The 16,161-nt window shown below is 62.5% G+C and carries 11 protein-coding genes; 4 read left to right on the top strand and 7 right to left on the bottom strand.

Annotated features, from left to right (window positions below; all coding sequences use genetic code 11):
* Positions 1-91 precede the first annotated feature (91 nt).
* The 3 genes from purL to VPH41_RS09390 all read right to left on the bottom strand — a co-directional run bounded on the left by purL (position 92) and on the right by VPH41_RS09390 (position 6,618).
* Positions 92-4,141, bottom strand: a complete 4,050-nt coding sequence (purL, locus tag VPH41_RS09400; RefSeq protein WP_328569764.1) for a phosphoribosylformylglycinamidine synthase — start codon at positions 4,139-4,141, stop codon at positions 92-94.
* Positions 4,142-4,342: 201 nt separating this feature from the next.
* On the bottom strand, positions 4,343-5,407 hold the full coding sequence (locus VPH41_RS09395; RefSeq protein ID WP_328569763.1) for a GGDEF domain-containing protein: 1,065 nt from the start codon (positions 5,405-5,407) through the stop codon (positions 4,343-4,345).
* 158 nt (positions 5,408-5,565) lie between these two features.
* The gene (locus VPH41_RS09390) at positions 5,566-6,618 is read right to left on the bottom strand and encodes a GGDEF domain-containing protein (protein WP_328569762.1); all 1,053 of its coding nucleotides are present in this window, start codon (positions 6,616-6,618) and stop codon (positions 5,566-5,568) included.
* Positions 6,619-6,852: 234 nt separating this feature from the next.
* Between VPH41_RS09390 and VPH41_RS09385 the strand changes: the two genes are divergently transcribed.
* The 3 genes from VPH41_RS09385 (at position 6,853) to VPH41_RS09375 (ending at position 10,431) form a co-directional block, all read left to right on the top strand.
* Complete coding sequence (locus tag VPH41_RS09385; protein WP_328569761.1) at positions 6,853-8,478, top strand: tetratricopeptide repeat protein; 1,626 nt, start codon at positions 6,853-6,855, stop codon at positions 8,476-8,478.
* A 143-nt stretch (positions 8,479-8,621) separates the two neighbouring features.
* Positions 8,622-9,953, top strand: a complete 1,332-nt coding sequence (locus tag VPH41_RS09380) for a S41 family peptidase (protein ID WP_328569760.1) — start codon at positions 8,622-8,624, stop codon at positions 9,951-9,953.
* A complete protein-coding gene (locus tag VPH41_RS09375; protein WP_328569759.1) occupies positions 9,946-10,431 on the top strand; it encodes a MarR family winged helix-turn-helix transcriptional regulator in 486 nt (161 codons plus the stop codon). Before VPH41_RS09380 ends, VPH41_RS09375 begins: the two co-directional genes overlap by 8 nt.
* Positions 10,432-10,501: 70 nt before the next feature.
* Here the strand turns inward: VPH41_RS09375 and VPH41_RS09370 are convergent, their stop codons facing one another.
* Positions 10,502-10,894, bottom strand: coding sequence for a hypothetical protein (locus VPH41_RS09370; protein WP_328569758.1), 393 nt, complete (start codon positions 10,892-10,894; stop codon positions 10,502-10,504).
* Between the two features lie 256 nt (positions 10,895-11,150).
* On the opposite strand from VPH41_RS09370, the gene VPH41_RS09365 reads away from it, so the two are divergent.
* On the top strand, positions 11,151-11,549 hold the full coding sequence (locus VPH41_RS09365) for a VOC family protein (RefSeq protein ID WP_328569757.1): 399 nt from the start codon (positions 11,151-11,153) through the stop codon (positions 11,547-11,549).
* Between the two features lie 56 nt (positions 11,550-11,605).
* Here the strand turns inward: VPH41_RS09365 and VPH41_RS09360 are convergent, their stop codons facing one another.
* The 3 genes from VPH41_RS09360 to VPH41_RS09350 all read right to left on the bottom strand — a co-directional run bounded on the left by VPH41_RS09360 (position 11,606) and on the right by VPH41_RS09350 (position 16,037).
* Positions 11,606-12,241, bottom strand: a complete 636-nt coding sequence (locus VPH41_RS09360; protein ID WP_328569756.1) for a TetR/AcrR family transcriptional regulator — start codon at positions 12,239-12,241, stop codon at positions 11,606-11,608.
* 11 nt (positions 12,242-12,252) lie between these two features.
* The gene (locus VPH41_RS09355) at positions 12,253-14,679 is read right to left on the bottom strand and encodes a membrane-bound PQQ-dependent dehydrogenase, glucose/quinate/shikimate family (protein ID WP_328569755.1); all 2,427 of its coding nucleotides are present in this window, start codon (positions 14,677-14,679) and stop codon (positions 12,253-12,255) included.
* 305 nt (positions 14,680-14,984) lie between these two features.
* Positions 14,985-16,037, bottom strand: a complete 1,053-nt coding sequence (locus VPH41_RS09350) for an NAD(P)-dependent alcohol dehydrogenase (protein ID WP_328569754.1) — start codon at positions 16,035-16,037, stop codon at positions 14,985-14,987.
* Positions 16,038-16,161 lie beyond the last annotated feature (124 nt).

Below are 16,161 nucleotides of genomic sequence, written 5' to 3'. Positions count from 1 at the left end.
AAAAAAAGCCGCTGTCTCCCGACAGCGGCTTTCTCACTCCCACCCCTGCAGCAGCGCCTTGAACTCCAGCGCTGCCCTGCAAGCGAACTAATTACCCCACAAACTTCCGCGCATTCCTGAACATGCGCATCCACGGCGAATCCTCGCCCCATGCTTCAGGGTGGTAGGACTGTTGCACGCTGCGGAACACGCGTTCAGCGTGCGGCATCAGCACGGTGAAGCGGCCGTCTGGCGTGGTGACGGAGGTGATGCCTTCCGGCGAGCCGTTCGGGTTGTACGGATACGCTTCGGTGGCGGCGCCCTTGTTGTCGACGAAGCGCATGGCTTTGGTGACCTGGGTGATGTCGCCCGTTTGCGAGAAGTCGGCGTAGCCTTCGCCGTGGGCGATGGCGATGCCGGCCTGGGTGCCGGCCATGCCGTTGAAGAAGATCGATGGGGAATCCATCACTTCGACCATGGCAAAGCGGCCTTCGAATTTCTCCGACTTGTTGCGCGTGAATTTAGGCCAGGCGTGGGCGCCGGGGATGATGGATTTCAGATTGCTCATCATCTGGCAGCCGTTGCAGATACCCAAACCGAAGCTGTCCGTGCGGTTGAAGAAGCGCGCGAACTGTTCCGCCAGGCTGGCGTTGAACAGGATCGTTTTCGCCCAGCCTTCGCCCGCGCCCAGCACGTCGCCGTACGAGAAGCCGCCCACGGCGATGACGCCCTGGAAGTCGTCCAGCTTCACGCGGCCCGCGATCAGGTCGCTCATGTGCACGTCGACGGCCGTGAAGCCTGCCTGGTGCATGACGTAGGCCGTCTCGATGTGCGAGTTGACGCCCTGCTCGCGCAGGATGGCGACACGGGGACGCACGCCCGTGGCGATGAATGGCGCAGCGATGTTCTCGTTCTGGTCAAACGTGACGATAGGCGACATGCCCGGGTCTTGCACGTCCAGCAGGCGGTCGTATTCGGCGTCCGCGCAGGCAGGATTGTCGCGCAGGCGGGCGATGCGCCAGCTCGTTTCGCTCCACAGGCGGTGCAGGTCCGCGCGCGGCTGGGTGTAGATCAGCTTGGCGTCGCGCGTGAATTCGATCACGTCGCGGTCGTTCAATTTGCCGATGATATGGCTGCAGGCGCCCAGGTTAAACGTGCGCAGCACGTCCATGACGAGCGACTTTTCTTCCGCGCGCACCTGGATGACGGCGCCCAGCTCTTCGCTGAACAGCGCGCGCAGGGTCAGTTCGTTGCGGCGTTCCGCTACCTGGCCGGCCCAGTTCTTGGCGTCGCCCCAGTCGCTCGAGTGCTCGCCTTCCATGGTCAGCATGTCGAGGTTGACGGACATGCCCGTGTGGCCGGCGAAGGCCATTTCCGTCAGGGTGGCGTACAGGCCGCCGTCAGAACGGTCATGGTAGGCCAGCAGCTTGTCGTCGCTGTTCAGCTTTTGGATGGCGGCGAAGAAGCCTTTCAAGTCTTCCGCGCTGTCCACGTCCGGCGTGGCGTTGCCCAGCTGTCCCATCACTTGCGCCAGCGCCGAGGCGCCCAGGCGGTTCTTGCCGCGGCCCAGGTCGATCAAGATCAAGGAGGTGTCGCCCTGGTCCGTTTTCAGCTGCGGCGTGAGCGACTTGCGCACATCCGTCACTGGCGCGAACGAGGAGACGATCAGCGACACGGGCGACGTGACGGATTTCGCCGCGCCCGTGCTCTCGTCTTTCCACGTCGTACGCATCGACAGCGAATCCTTGCCGACGGGGATGCTGATGCCCAGCGCAGGACACAAGTCCATGCCGACGGCTTTGACCGTGTCGTACAGGGCGGCGTCCTGGCCAGGCTGGCCGCAGGCGGCCATCCAGTTGGCGGACAATTTGATGTCGGAGATGTCGGCAATCGCTGCGGCGGCGATGTTGGTGACGGCTTCGCCCACGGCCATGCGGCCCGAGGCGGCGGCGTCGATGACGGCCAGCGGCGTGCGTTCGCCCATTGCCATCGCTTCGCCCAGATAGCCCTCAAAGCTCATGGTGGTGACGGCGCAATCGGCCACCGGCACTTGCCATGGTCCCACCATCTGGTCGCGCACGGTCATGCCGCCCACGCTGCGGTCGCCGATGGTGATCAGGAAGGATTTGTCGGCCACGGTAGGCAGCAGCAGCACTTTTTGCGCCACATCCGTCAAGTCCATGCCCGTCAGGTCGATGGCAGGGAAATCGTTGGCCACGTGGACCACGTCGCGCTGCATCTTCGGCGGCTTGCCCAGCAAGACGTCCATCGGCATGTCGACCGGTTCGTTGCCCAGTTCCGGGTCGATCAGCTTCAATTGACGCTCTTCGGTGGCCACGCCCACGGCGGCAAACAAACAGCGTTCGCGTTCGCACATGGCTTTGAACAGGGGCAGGCTTTCCGGCGCGATGGCCAGGACGTAGCGTTCCTGCGACTCATTGCTCCAGATTTCCTTCGGCGCCATGCCCGATTCTTCCAGCGGGATCTTGCGCAGGTCGAAAATCGCGCCGCGCTTGGCGTCGTTAGTGATTTCCGGGAACGCGTTCGACAAGCCGCCCGCACCCACGTCGTGGATGGAGATGATCGGATTGTCCGCGCCCATTTGCCAGCAGGCGTTGATGACTTCCTGGGCACGGCGTTCCATTTCCGGATTACCGCGCTGGACGGAATCGAAGTCCAGGTCGGCCGTGTTGCTGCCCGTCGTCATCGACGAGGCGGCGCTGCCGCCCATGCCGATGCGCATGCCCGGGCCACCCAGCTGCACCAGCAGGCTGCCGACGGGGATGTCGTTCTTGTGCGTGTGCTGCGCCGAGATATTGCCGATGCCGCCGGCGATCATGATGGGCTTGTGGTAGCCGAACACGGCGTCCGCAGTACCCGCTTCCTTCGCGCCGACGTTCTGTTCATACGTGCGGAAGTAGCCGCCCAGGACCGGACGGCCGAATTCGTTCGAGAACGCGGCGCCGCCCAGCGGACCTTCGATCATGATTTGCAGGGGCGAAGCGATGCGTTCCGGTTTGCCGTACTGCTCCGCATCCGTGCGGGAAGCCAATGGCGCCGTCACGGAAGCGGCCGTTTCCCAGCTGCGCACGGCGTCCGGCAGGGACAGGTTCGATACGGTGAAACCCGTCAAACCGGCCTTCGGCTTGGCGCCGCGGCCCGTCGCTCCTTCGTCGCGGATCTCGCCGCCCGCACCCGTGGAGGCGCCGGGGAATGGAGAAATGGCCGTCGGGTGGTTATGCGTTTCCACCTTCATCAGGGTGTGCGTCAGTTCGTTTGACGCCGCGTATTCGTGCTTGTCGCCGCGCGGGTAGAAGCGCGAGACCGTCGCGCCTTCCATGATCGAGGAATTGTCGCTGTAGGCGACGACGGTGCCCTTCGGCTGCAGTTCGTGCGTGTTCTTGATCATGCCGAACAGGGACTTGGTCTGCGCCACGCCGTCGATGGTCCAGTCGGCGTTGAAGATCTTGTGGCGGCAATGCTCGCTGTTCGCCTGCGCGAACATCATCAGTTCCACGTCCGTCGGATTGCGGCCGGCCTTGGTGAAGGCGGCGTCCAGGTAGTCGATCTCGTCTTCCGACATCGCCAGGCCCAGCTCGACGTTTGCCGTTTCCAAAGCACGCTTGCCCTGCCCCAGCAAGTCGATCGATTCCAGCGGACGCGCTTCCAGTGTGCGGAACAGGTCCTTGGCGTCGTCCGCGCTGCGCAGCACGGATTCCGTCATGCGGTCGTGCAGCAGGTCGGCCACGGCCTGCACCTGCTCGTCCGTCAATTTGCCGGCGCCGATGGCGCTGCCCAGGATGCCCGATTTCAGGTTGATGCGGAAAGCGATGCCGCGTTCGACGCGCTTGATGTGCGCCATGCCGCAGTTGTGCGCGATGTCGGTGGCTTTCGAGGCCCACGGCGAGATCGTGCCGAAACGGGGAATGACGAAGAATTCTTCGGCAGCGCCTTCCGTATTGTCAGCGTGGGCCGGTTCGCCGTACGTCAGCAAGGCGCCCAGGCGCGTGCTGTCGTCGTTGGTGAGCGGCGCGCTGGCATCGATGAAATGGACATAGCGTGCTTGCACGGCAACAATCGCAGGCGAAACGGCTTGCAGTTGGCTTAACAGACGGTGGCTACGGAAATGGGACAGGGCATTGGAACCCGGCAGTATCAACATGATTGGAAGGTGGTTGATGCAGCGTGGCTGCGGGTTAAAGGTAGGTATGACAATATCTTTCGTACGGCAAATTTCCTTTGCGCGCATTATACCCGTTTTACCCCTGCCTTATGACCGGAACTTGGGGCTTTGCTCCCCTTTTGCCCCGCAAAGCGGCCATTTTTGACGCGGCAACAACACCGCGGGCGCGCCTCAGGCGCCTCAGGCGATCACATAGCGGTTCTTGCCCTGCCGCTTGGCCAGGTACAGCGCTTCGTCGGCCAGCCGGTAGCTGTGGCCCAGGTCCTTGCCCCGGTCCAGCTCGGCCACGCCCACGCTGATCGATACGAACTGCGCGGCCAGGAAGCCCTGGCTGACGGCCTCGACCAGGGTGCCGGCAAACGCGCGCACGGCCTCGCGGTCGCCCGCGTAGACGACGCCGAATTCCTCGCCGCCCAGGCGCCCGCACAGATGGCCTTGCGCCTTGTCCGCGATGATGGCGGCCGTGCGCACCAGCACCTCGTCGCCCGCATCGTGCCCCTGCTGGTCGTTGATGACCTTGAAATCGTCGATATCGATCATCAGGAAATACAGCATGCCGCCGTGGGGCGCACCATGCATCTGCTGGGCCCGCTGCGTGAACATGCGGCGGTTGTTCAATCCCGTCAGGCCGTCCTGGAAGGCCAGCCGCGTCAATTCCACCTTGGAGTGATAGTTGCGCAAACGCAATAAGCTGAAGCTGACATTCAGCGCCAGCCCGAACAGCACGCTGACGGCGATCATCAAAGGCGCCCACGATTCGTCGGGCAAGCCCGCGTTGACGGGATACAGGCCGTGGCCCACGTTCCACCACACGCCGGCCACCACGGCCAGGTAGCTGAGGCCGCCATTGAAGATGGAAGCGATGGCCAGGGTCATGAAGACGCCCACGGGCAAGACCCAGAAACTGGCGTGGTGGACGGCGTCGGCCATGGTGCGCAGGCCGAAGGTCAGGGTCAGCACGGCGCAGGCGCCCGTAATCGTCAGCACGGGCAAGGTGGTGCAGCGGGAGCGCACGATCAGGCTCGTCAGCATGCCCAGCAGCGCCAGCACGGCATGCGTCTGGTTCGGATGATAGGGTTCCGGCATCATCAGCCACGTCAGGCTGTAGGCGATGATGCCCAGCAGCTGCGTGACCATGCCGACCCGGTGCAATTCCGCAAAATACGTGTGCTGCTGTTCGCTGTTTCCGCCGAACGCGAGGGGGACGGCGACGCGCCGCAGGGTATTGATGGAAGGAAGGCGCATCACGAAGGCTGGATTTTCTCTGGTAAGGGTGAAACGCCAGCGGTCACGTCACGGTGAAACTCTGCGTCTGCGCCACATCTGGCCCGTTTCCGGCCGATATGTTAATACAAATAGAATACCTGCTCCCTGCCGCCTTCGCAAGACGGATGTGCGTGCCCTCAGGCGATGACATAGCGGTCCTTGCCCTGGTGCTTGGCCTGGTACAGCGAGGCGTCTGCCTGCCGGTAGCTGTGCGCCAGGTCCGTGTCGCAGGCCAGCTCGGCAATGCCCACGCTGATCGACACGGCCTGTCCCGGATTGAAAGCCAGGTAGACGGCATCGACCAGGCCGGCGGCGAACTGGCAGACGGCGCGGCGGTCGCCCAGGTAGACGATGCCGAACTCCTCGCCGCCCAGGCGCCCGCACAGGTGGCCGCCGCAGGCGTCGGCGATGATGCGCGCCGTCTTGACCAGCACCACGTCGCCCGCATCGTGGCCCAGGGTGTCGTTGATCTTCTTGAAATTGTCGATGTCGATCATCAGGAAATACATCGCTTGCCGCTGCAGCTGCATTTGCTGCGTCAGTTCCGTAAACCGGCGGCGGTTGTTCAAGCCCGTCAAGCCATCCTGGTAGGCCAGCCGGGTCAGCGCTTCCCTGGCGCGGAAGTCGCGCAGGCGCAACAGATTGAAACTGATGCTCAGCACGAGGCCAAACAGCATGCTGTAGGCAATCAGCAAGTTCGCCCAGGCCGCGTGCGCCATGGCCGGGTCGAGCGGGAAATGGCCGTAGCCCAGTATCAGCCAGACTGCCGCGGCAACGATGAGATACACGACGCAGCCATTGAAGATGGGCGCCGCCAGCAGCACCATGAACACGCCCACGGGCTGCATCCAGAATTCCGCCTGGCCCGCCGCTTCCGCCAGCAGGCGGAAGCAAAAGGCAATGGCGCACATGCCCACGGCGCCGCCCAGTTTCAGCACCCAGATGGCGCGCGCGGCCACATTGATGCCGATGGCCAGCACGATGCCGGCCAGCGCAGACAGCAGCGCTCCCCTGTCGAGCATATTTACAGGCGGAATAAAAGCCCACACGAGCAAGATACTGGCCAGGCCAAAGGACTCGCTGACGACGGCCATGCGGCGCAATTCGGGAAAATACTTTTCGGCATGCGCCCGCCCTCCGCCAAACAGCAGATGGTGCAGGGTCTGCCTGCGGGTCTCGTTCAAGTACATGGCGGCTTTCCTAGTGTCAGGCATGAGCGAACGCAAAAGGTTGCTTTTAGGATACCCCGCCCCTGCCCCGCCCGCAAGCGCACGCGGCTGCCGTGTCGCGCCGCGCGCACGCGCCTGCATTTTGTTAGCGATTTGCACTGGCTTTGCAGTATGCTGGCAATTAATAATATTATTAGGCAACGTCGTCGCCCCATCGAGCCGCAGAGCCCTACACAGATGAACGAGAGCTGAACAATGCCAGAAACTAGCGACTTATCTGTCCTGATCGTCGACCCGAACCCCAGCATGCGGGGCAATCTGCACAATATGCTGAACCAGGCGGCCATCACCAAGGTGGAATATGCCGTCAATTCCGGCACGGCCATCCGCCTGCTGACGAAGAAACCGTTCGATATCATCCTGTGCGAATACGATCTTGGTAGTGGCATGGACGGCCAGGACGGCCAGCAATTGCTGGAAGACCTGCGCCACCACAAGCTGATCGGCCTGTGGACGATCTTCATCATGCTGACCTCGGAAGCCATCCACAGCAAGGTGATCAGCGCCGCCGAATTGACCCCGTCCGACTACATATTAAAACCGTTCACCGTCGATGTGCTGAGCGGCCGCATCGCCCGCGCCATCGAACGGCGCGCCGTTTTCCTGCCCACCTATCAGTTGATCGACAAGGGCGACCTGCGCGAAGCCGTGAAAAGCTGCCGCGCGGCCGAACTGCAGCATCCGCGCCTGGCGGCCGATTTCACGCGCCTGCGCGCTGAACTGCACCTCACCCTGGGCGAATGGAAGGAAGCGGAACAGCTGTACGCCGACATGCTGGCCACGCGGCCCATGGCCTGGGCCCACCTGGGACTGGCGCGCACCCTGTTCGAGCAGCAGCGCCACGAAGAGGCGCAGGATACGCTGCTGGAACTGGTGGAAGCCTATCCGCGCTTCATGGCCGCCTACGACCTGCTGGCGCAAAACCACGAAGCCATGGGCCAGCAGCTGCAGGCCAAGAAGATTCTCGAAGACGCGGTGGCCATTTCGCCGCACATGGTGCGCCGCTTGCGCCACCTGGGCGGCATCGCGTTCGACACGGGCGATATCGGCGCGGCCGAACGGGCCTACAAGCAGGTCGTAACCAAAGCCAAATACTCGGAATTCCGCGACCCGGAAGACCACGTCAACCTCGTAAAAACGCTGGTCAAGAAAGGCGACGCGCCGCAGGCCAGCGGCGTGCTGCGCGACATGGAGCGCTCCTTGCGGGGCGGCGCCAACGTGGAAGCGTGCCGCGCCATCTCGGCCGCCATGCTGCATGAATTGTCGGGCAACGACGTTGCCGCCGCCAGCGAACTGCAGCTGGCCGCCGCCGCCCTGGACACGGCGCGGGGCCTGTCCACGCAGCTGAAGGTGGGCCTCGTGCAAAGCTGCCTGAAAAACAATCTGGAGCAGGCCGCCTCCGACGTCATGATGAAGCTCGTCAACGAGGCCGACAGTGAAGTGACGATGGAAGCGGCCGTCGACGTGTTTGAAAAGGCGGGCCGCCACGACCTGGCGCAAGGCATGGGCCAGCAGATCACGAATCAGGTGCAGGAACTGATGCAGGATGCGGCCAGCAAGTCGGAAAGCGGAGAGCTCAAGGGCGCCGTCTTCGTGCTGCGCCAGGCCCTGCGCAAGACGCCGGGCAATCTGCCCGTGCTGTTCGCCTCCGTCGACGCCATCCTGCGCCAGCTCAATATGCTGGGCTGGGAAGCACCGCTGGCCGAACAGGCGCAGCACCAGATGCAGGTGATCCGCAAGATCGACCCCAAGCATCCGAAGCTGGAATCGCTGAAGCAGCAGTATGCGGCCACGCAGCACAAATACGGTATTGCCACCTGACACTGCCGCCCCCCGTGACTGCCGGGGGGGATGCGATGTAAACGGAAGAGACTTGTTCTCAAAATTGATGCCGGCGAATTTTTCTACAACATATTGCACAATATATTGTATGCTCGTATTTCACCGAGGGAGGGAATATCAGAATGCGCCATCACCTGTTTCTGCTTCATACGCTGTCGGCACTGTCCATCATGTGCGCACCGAACGCTTTTGCCGAGGCGACTGGCATCTCGCGAGACGAAAAAGGCGCGATCATCGCCTCCCTCGACAGCACCTTGAATGCAAACTACCCATTTCCGGACATCGCACGAAAAATCAGGCCCGTGCTTCAGGAACATCTGAAAAAGGGAGCGTATGACTCGGCGGCCACGAAGGCAGCGTTTGCGAGCAAGCTGACCGACGATCTCATCAAGGTCAGCGGCGACCTGCATTTCCTGGTGGCCACCGACCCGGAATGGATCGCGGAATTCAAGGCGAAGGCGAACCCGGCGCTCAAGGCCGGGATACGACGAGAAGAAGCGAGCCGGCTGGAAGAAACCAATTTCGGTTTCGACGAGGTCGCTCGCCTGACGGGAAATATCGGCTATATACGCTTCAGCTATTTTGCCGATCCGGAATTTGCCCATGATACGGCGGCATCCGTCATGCGCTTCGTGGGCAATACGGATGCCGTCATCATCGATTTGCGCTACAACAATGGCGGACACCTGGAAATGGCGCAATTTCTAGCGAGCTATTTCTTCTCCAGCGAGAAAGACCAGCTGCTCTTCGACTACTATTACAACGAGGATGGCAAGCGCATCCAGCGCGGGCAATGGGTGCTGCCGGGCTTGCCGGGCAAGCGCATGGTGGACAAGCCCGTTTACATCCTCACCGGCTCCACGTCGTTTTCCTCCGCAGAATGGTTTTCCTATGCGATGAAAAAGCTCGGGCGAGCCACCCTGATCGGGGAGCGGACGGCCGGCGGCGCGCATCCGGTGGCGCGCAAGCCGCTCAACGATGATTTTTTCGTGCAAGTGCCGATCGGCCAGATCCAGGACCCCGTTGACCATGGCGACTTCGAAGGCGTCGGCGTGCAACCCGATATCGCCAGCCCCTCCATTCGCGCGCTGCCTGTGGCGCACAAGCTGGCGCTTGAAAATCTGGCGAAGACCGATGAGGCCAGGCGCACGGAATTGGCCTGGATGCTCCCCGGCTTGACGGCCGCTATCGAGCGCCCGCACATCGATGCCGCGATGTTGACGAACGCCGCCGGAAAATATGAGGGCCGCCAGCTCATCCTGGACAATGGCGTTCTTTACTATCTCTGGCGCGACCGCTTCCGGGTCGCGCTTGAGCCGATAGGCCCCAACCTGCTCGCGGTGGAAGGCGTGTCGGATTTTCGATACCGCCTCAATACCCTGGATGGAAAAGTGACGGCGCTGGAACGCGTGAACAAGGACGGCAGCATCCAGAGGTACCAGCGCCTTGACTAAGAAAACGCATTCCCCGGCCGCGATCGATGACGCCGTGTTTCTCGGCCGCGCTGTCGAACGGCTGAGCATCCTGATCGCCGAACAATCCAGGATAGTCTTCGATACGATGGGGATCGTCATCCCCGTTCGTTCGTGTTCGCTGATGACTGTTCTTGCAACGCTGGGCGCAGCCTCAGCGTCGGATCTGGCGCGCGAACTCGGACATTCGCACCAGCTGGTTATGCAAAAAATCCCCAAGCTGCTGCGCCTGGGCCTCATACAGTACCGGAACGATGACCATGATGCGCGGCGGCGGATATTCATGCCCACGGAGGAAGGCTTGTCGCAGCTTGCGAAATTCGAGCAATGCACGGTGCTGATACGGGAGGCCTATGCCGGCTTGTTTGCCGAGGTGGGGGACGTCAGGCAATTCGTGGACCGGGCCACCGATGCGCTCAACGAGAAGCCTCTGGACAAGCGCATCAATTCCCCAGCTTGACGGCGGCGCTGGCAGACCGTGGCTTTCGAACCGCCCGCCCCGGCCACGATGGCGCCATACCCCCGTGGAGTTAAGCTGGAAATTCCCCTTGCGTGTAGCTTTTCCAAAGGTTGTCAATAAATTCAACATCCAGCTTGTTCTTGCATGCCAGTACGATCAGGCCCATATCGTCCGATACGTATGCAGCAAGATCAGCGTTTTTAGTGATTTGATAAACCTTCTTGTACGCCGCTTCTCTTACCTCCCTGACCGGACCATCTTCAGGCGGGCAAGACGATGTTACTTTTTTATGGCTCATACTCCATGCATGATCAAATTCAAAAGAATCTCGCGCGTCTAATTTTGCATCCCAGTCGGTGTTTTTCCTGAAAATACGCTCAAGCAGGATATCGCCGTTGATTCTGGATAAAATCTCACTTGCCGCTGTTATCGCGCCATGCTCGATACTCACTTCAGTCGCCATTTTTCTACGCCCTTCATCAAGTCCCCATGCTGTGATTGTACCGGTGAATCGCCCTTGCCTGCCCAGGCGCACGGCAAGGACAACATATCGGGCTTGCGCGCATGCCACCGATTGCGCCGCTTGCCCGTCACTTTTGCGCTTTCATTTATCGCAAATCTGGAGCACACTATTTTTTGCAAGCGTATCGATTTGTGTGCAATTAACGCCCCAGGGATGCAGCACCGGTTGCCCATTCCACCTTGACCAGGGAAGCGCCATGAAAAAACAGATCATCCTCAACCTGCCCGTGAAGGACCTGGACAAATCCAGGGCCTTCTTTTCCGCGCTCGGCTTTACCTTCGATCCCCGCTTCAGCGGCGAGAATGCGGCATTCATGAATATCGCCGGCGACACCATCCAGGCCATGCTGACGGCCGAACCGTTCTTCCAGTCCCTGATCGACAAGCCGGTCGCGAATGCCAGGGAAGCCAATGAGCTCGTCATTTGCCTCAGTTGCGACAGCCGGGAAGAAGTGGACAACCTGATCGCCAAGGCCGTCGCTGCCGGCGGCCGCACGCCGCATCCGCCAGAAGACCATGGCTTCATGTACGACCAGGGCTTCGAAGATATCGATGGCCACCTGTGGAACCTGGTCTGGACGGCGCCAGAGGCCTGACGCTGACCACATACTGTGCCCGCCGCAGGCCAATTGTCATGGGCGAGCCGCAGTCTTTATTTCCGCGCCACCCGCGCCACCACCAGTTCGATCAATTCCGCAATCAGGGGACGGAAGGTGGCTGCGTTGCCGCCCTGCCCCAGCATGACGGTGCGCGTGGTCAGGTGCGAGAACACGGCGTCAAACAGGATCTGCGGCAGGTTGGAAAACGAGGCGTCGGGCGCGATGCGGCCCTGAGCGCGCTGCTGCTCCAGCAAGCGCAAGATCAGCGCATGCCACACTTGCGGACCGTGTTCGTACCAGGTCAGACCCACGGCGGGCACGGCGGCCGCGCCCGTGACGACGAGGCGGTAGAAATCCACGTGGCGGGGGCTGGTGACGACGGCCACCAGTTCATCGAGGATCAATTGCAAGCCCTGTTCCAGGCCCGCTTGCGAGGTATCGAGCCGGCGCAGGTCGATGATGAAATCGGCGCACAGGTATTCGACCACGGCCACCAGCAACTCTTGCTTGCTGCCGAAATAGCGGTAGGCCGTGGCTTTCGAACCGCCCGCCTCGGCCACGATGGCGTCCATGCTGACGCCGTCGTAGCCCGATTGCAGGAACAGGTCTGATGCCGCCACCAGCAGCTTGCGCCGCCGCTCCTCGCTTCGATTGCTGGGGGAAGCTGGAACGGTGCGCAACTGGGGCATGAAGCAAACTCTTACGGTGTCTTGGGAAGCGCGTATGCTATCACGTAATCTCCCCGGTCCGGGCTCTGGCGGGCGCCGCCCGCCACCACCACGACATACTGGCGGCCCGACTTGGGCGACACATACGTCATCGGCGTGCCTTGCGAGCCGACGGGCATGCGCGCCTTCCACACTTCGCGTCCCGTGGCGATATCCATGGCGCGCAAATAGTAATCCTGCGTGCCCGCATAAAACACGAGGCCAGACGCCGTGCTGACGCCGCCGCCCAGGGTGGGCATACCCAGCGGGATCGGCAGACTCGCGCGCACGCCATGGATGACGGCATCGCGCACCGTGCCGGCCGGACGCTCCCACACTTTCGCGCGGGTCTTGAGGTCGATGGCGGCAAACACGCCCCAGGGCGGGCTTTGGCAGGGAATGCCCAGCGGCGAATTGAAGGCCTTGTGGTCGATGACGAACGGCGTGCCATCCATGGGATAGGTGCTGCCCACGCCGTGGCCCGACGTCAGCCTGGCCACGTCCACCGTCTCGCGCGGCACCAGCCTGACCACTTGCGGCATGCGGATATCGTTGACGAACATATAGCCATTGCTTTCATCGACGGCCGCGCCGCCCCAGTTGAAGCCGCCGTAGTAGCCCGGATAGATCAGGGTCTCCTGCGTGCCCGGCGCCGTGAACTCGCCTTGGTAATTGAGCTTGCGGAAGCTGATGCGGCACGCCAGCTGGTCGAAGAAGGTGGCGCCCCACATGTCGCGTTCCGTCAGGGTCTCCGCCCCCAGGGCCGGCATGCCGGTGGAATATGGCTGCGTTTTCGACACCCAGTCGCCGGCCGCGTGTTCCTGCGGCACGGGCTTTTCCACCACGTCCGCAATCGGCTTGCCCGTGCGGCGGTCCAGCATGAAGATCTGGCCACGCTTCGTCAGCTGCACCAGCGCAGGAATCTTGCCGCCCTTGCCGTCCGGGACGTCGTACAGGGCCGGCTGCGCGGCCACGTCGTAATCCCAGATGTCGTGGTGGACGGTTTGATATGTCCAGCGCTCGCGGCCCGTCGCCATGTCGAGGGCGACGATGGCCGACGCATATTTTTCCGTCAGCGGCGGGCGCTTGCCGCCCCAGAAATCGGGCTGCTCATTACCCGTCGGCAGATAGACGAGGCCCAGCGCATCGTCGAACGCAGGCGTGGACCACATGTTCGGCGTGCTGCGCGTGTAGGTCTGCCCTTCCGGCGGCAGCTTGGTGATGGCTGGATTGCCCAGGTCCCAGGCCCACACCAGTTCCCCCGTGTCGGCGCTGTAGGCGCGCACGACGCCCGACGGTTCATCGGTGGAGCGGCCGTCGAAGACCCAGCCGCCGAGGATGATCAGGTTGCGCGCCACCGTGGGCGCGGACGTGTAGGCGTAGTACGGCACGTTCATCTTCACCTTGCCCAGGCCGACGGTGAGGTCGACGGAACCCTTGTCGCCGAAACCCTCGCACTGCTTGCCCGTCTGCGCGTCGATCTCGATCAGGCGCGCATCCATGGTCACCTGCACGATGCGCCTGGCGCACACGCCCGCCTGCGGCGCGCTGGCTGCCTGCATGCCCTCAAACTGGAACGGTTTTGTCACCGTGGCCGGCTCGTAGTAGCCCACGCCGCGGCAGCGGTTCCACGTCTTCGTGTTGGCGGGCTTGGGATCGAAGGTCCAGCGCTCCTTGCCCGTGTCCGCGTCGAGCGCGATCACCTTGCTCGTCGGCGTGCACGTGTAGATGGTGTCGCCGATCTGCAGCGGCGTGTTCTGCGACTCGGACGCGCCCTCGGCCAGTTCGCCCGTGCGGTAGCGCCATGCCACCTGCAGCTGGCCGACGTTGTCCTTGTCGATCTGCGTGTAGGGCGCGAAGCGCGTGCCCTTCGGCCCGTTTGCATAATGTGCCCAGTTGGCGCTGCCGTCATTGACGGCCGTCACGCCATCCTGTTGCGGCTGCGCCGTGGCCTCCAGCACGCCGTGCGGCTGGAACATGGAGGCAAAGCCGGCTGCCAGCACGACGGCAAACAGGGCGGCGAAACCGCGCGACTGGCCGCTGTGGCCACGGCCTGCCAGCCATGGATGCACGAGGGCCGCGGCGAAGCCGATGACGAGGAAAGGCGCCAGGCGCGGCACCATGGGCCAGAAGGCAAAGCCGATTTCCCATACGGCCCAGGCCAGGGTCGCGATGAGCAAGGCGCCGACGATGGCGCTGGCCAGCCGCTTGCGGCGCAGATACAGCACGCCGGCCAGGAGCAGGCCGAGACCGGCCAGCAGGTAGTAGCAGGAACCGCCGAGGGTAATCAGTTCGATGCCGCCCGCCGCCAGGGCCAGGCCGGAAAGTCCGAGGAAAATGCCGAAAACCGCCAGGGCAATGCGCTTGCCCCTGGAGACCGGCGGGATCGCCGCCGCTCCATTCTTTGTTGAAGTGTCCATTTTTTATCCATGACGCCTCCCCTGCCCAGGCAAACACGCGGGGATGGCTGATTTTTTAAATCTACGTAGTGAAACTGTACTGTACGGTTTCATTTTATGCCGATTTTTGACGCAAGGAAAGAAAAATTGATGTCGGAGCTTGATTTTTGGCGGGATGGGATGATTTGGTGGGGCTGTCGGATTAAGGGCTCAGACCCGATGGGTCTGACCCCAGCCTTGTGCGTCGCTCGGAGTATCCAATGATGCTCAGGGCTCGGCACCGGAAAAGCTGGGGTCGGACCCGACGGGTCCGACCCCTTGTCAAATTACTCAGCCAGCGACGCCATGTCAATCACAAAACGATATCTGACATCGCTTTTCACCACGCGCTCGAACGCCTCATTGATGTCCTGGATGCGGATGATCTCGATGTCCGACACGATATTGTGCTTGCCGCAGAAGTCCAGCATTTCCTGGGTTTCCTTGATCGAGCCGATCATGGAACCGGACAGGCTGCGGCGCGCGCCCACCAGGCCGAAGGCGCTGATCGGCGGCACGGCGCCGTCGGGAATGCCGACGATGACCATGCTGCCATCGACTTTCAGCAGGTTGATGTACTGATTCCAGTCGATGGACGCGCCCACGGTGCAGATGATCAGGTCGAAGGTGCCGGCCAGTTTGCTGAACGTTTCCGCGTCGTTGGTGGCGTAGTAATGGTCGGCGCCCAGGCGCAGGCCGTCTTCGCGTTTCGACAGGGTCTGGCTCAGCACCGTCACTTCGGCGCCCATGGCGTGGGCGATCTTGACGCCCATGTGGCCCAGGCCACCCATGCCCAGAATGGCGACCTGCTTGCCTGGACCGGCCTTCCAGTGGTTCAGCGGCGAGTACAGGGTGATGCCGGCGCACAGCAGCGGCGCGGCGGCGTCCAGCGGCAGGTTGTCGGGAATCGACAGCACATAGCCTTCCTTGACGACGATGCTGTCCGAGTAGCCGCCCTGCGTGGCCGTCTTGCCATCCGCTTCCAGACCGTTGTAGGTCTGGATCAGGCCTGGCATGTACTGTTCCAGGTCCACGTTGCGCGTGTTGCAGGTGGTGCACGAGTCGACGAAGCAGCCCACGCCCACGTGGTCGCCCACCTTGAACTTGCTGACATTGGCGCCGACGGCCGTGACGACGCCGGCGATTTCATGGCCGGGCACCATCGGGAAGGCAGCGCCGCCCCATTCGTCGCGCGCCTGGTGGATGTCGGAATGGCACACGCCGCAGTATTTGATCGAGATGGCCACGTCGTCCTCGCGCGGGGCGCGGCGCTCGAACGTGAACGGTTGCAGTGCGGAGGTCGGGCCCAGAGCGGCGTAGCCTTTGGCGATGGTGGTCATGAAAACTCCTGTATCTATATGGTTGTAACGAGGGGGACGCGTGCCGTGCATGCGATGGAGCCAGTGTGGGGCAAATGCGCCGCGCGCGTTACTGCGATCCTGCAAGACCTTTGCACGATCCTCC

This window comes from Janthinobacterium sp. P210006 (assembly GCF_036231885.1).
Lineage (GTDB): Bacteria > Pseudomonadota > Gammaproteobacteria > Burkholderiales > Burkholderiaceae_D > Janthinobacterium > Janthinobacterium violaceinigrum.
Note: the sequence above shows the minus strand (reverse complement) of the source record. Positions and strands in the feature narration are given on the sequence as shown.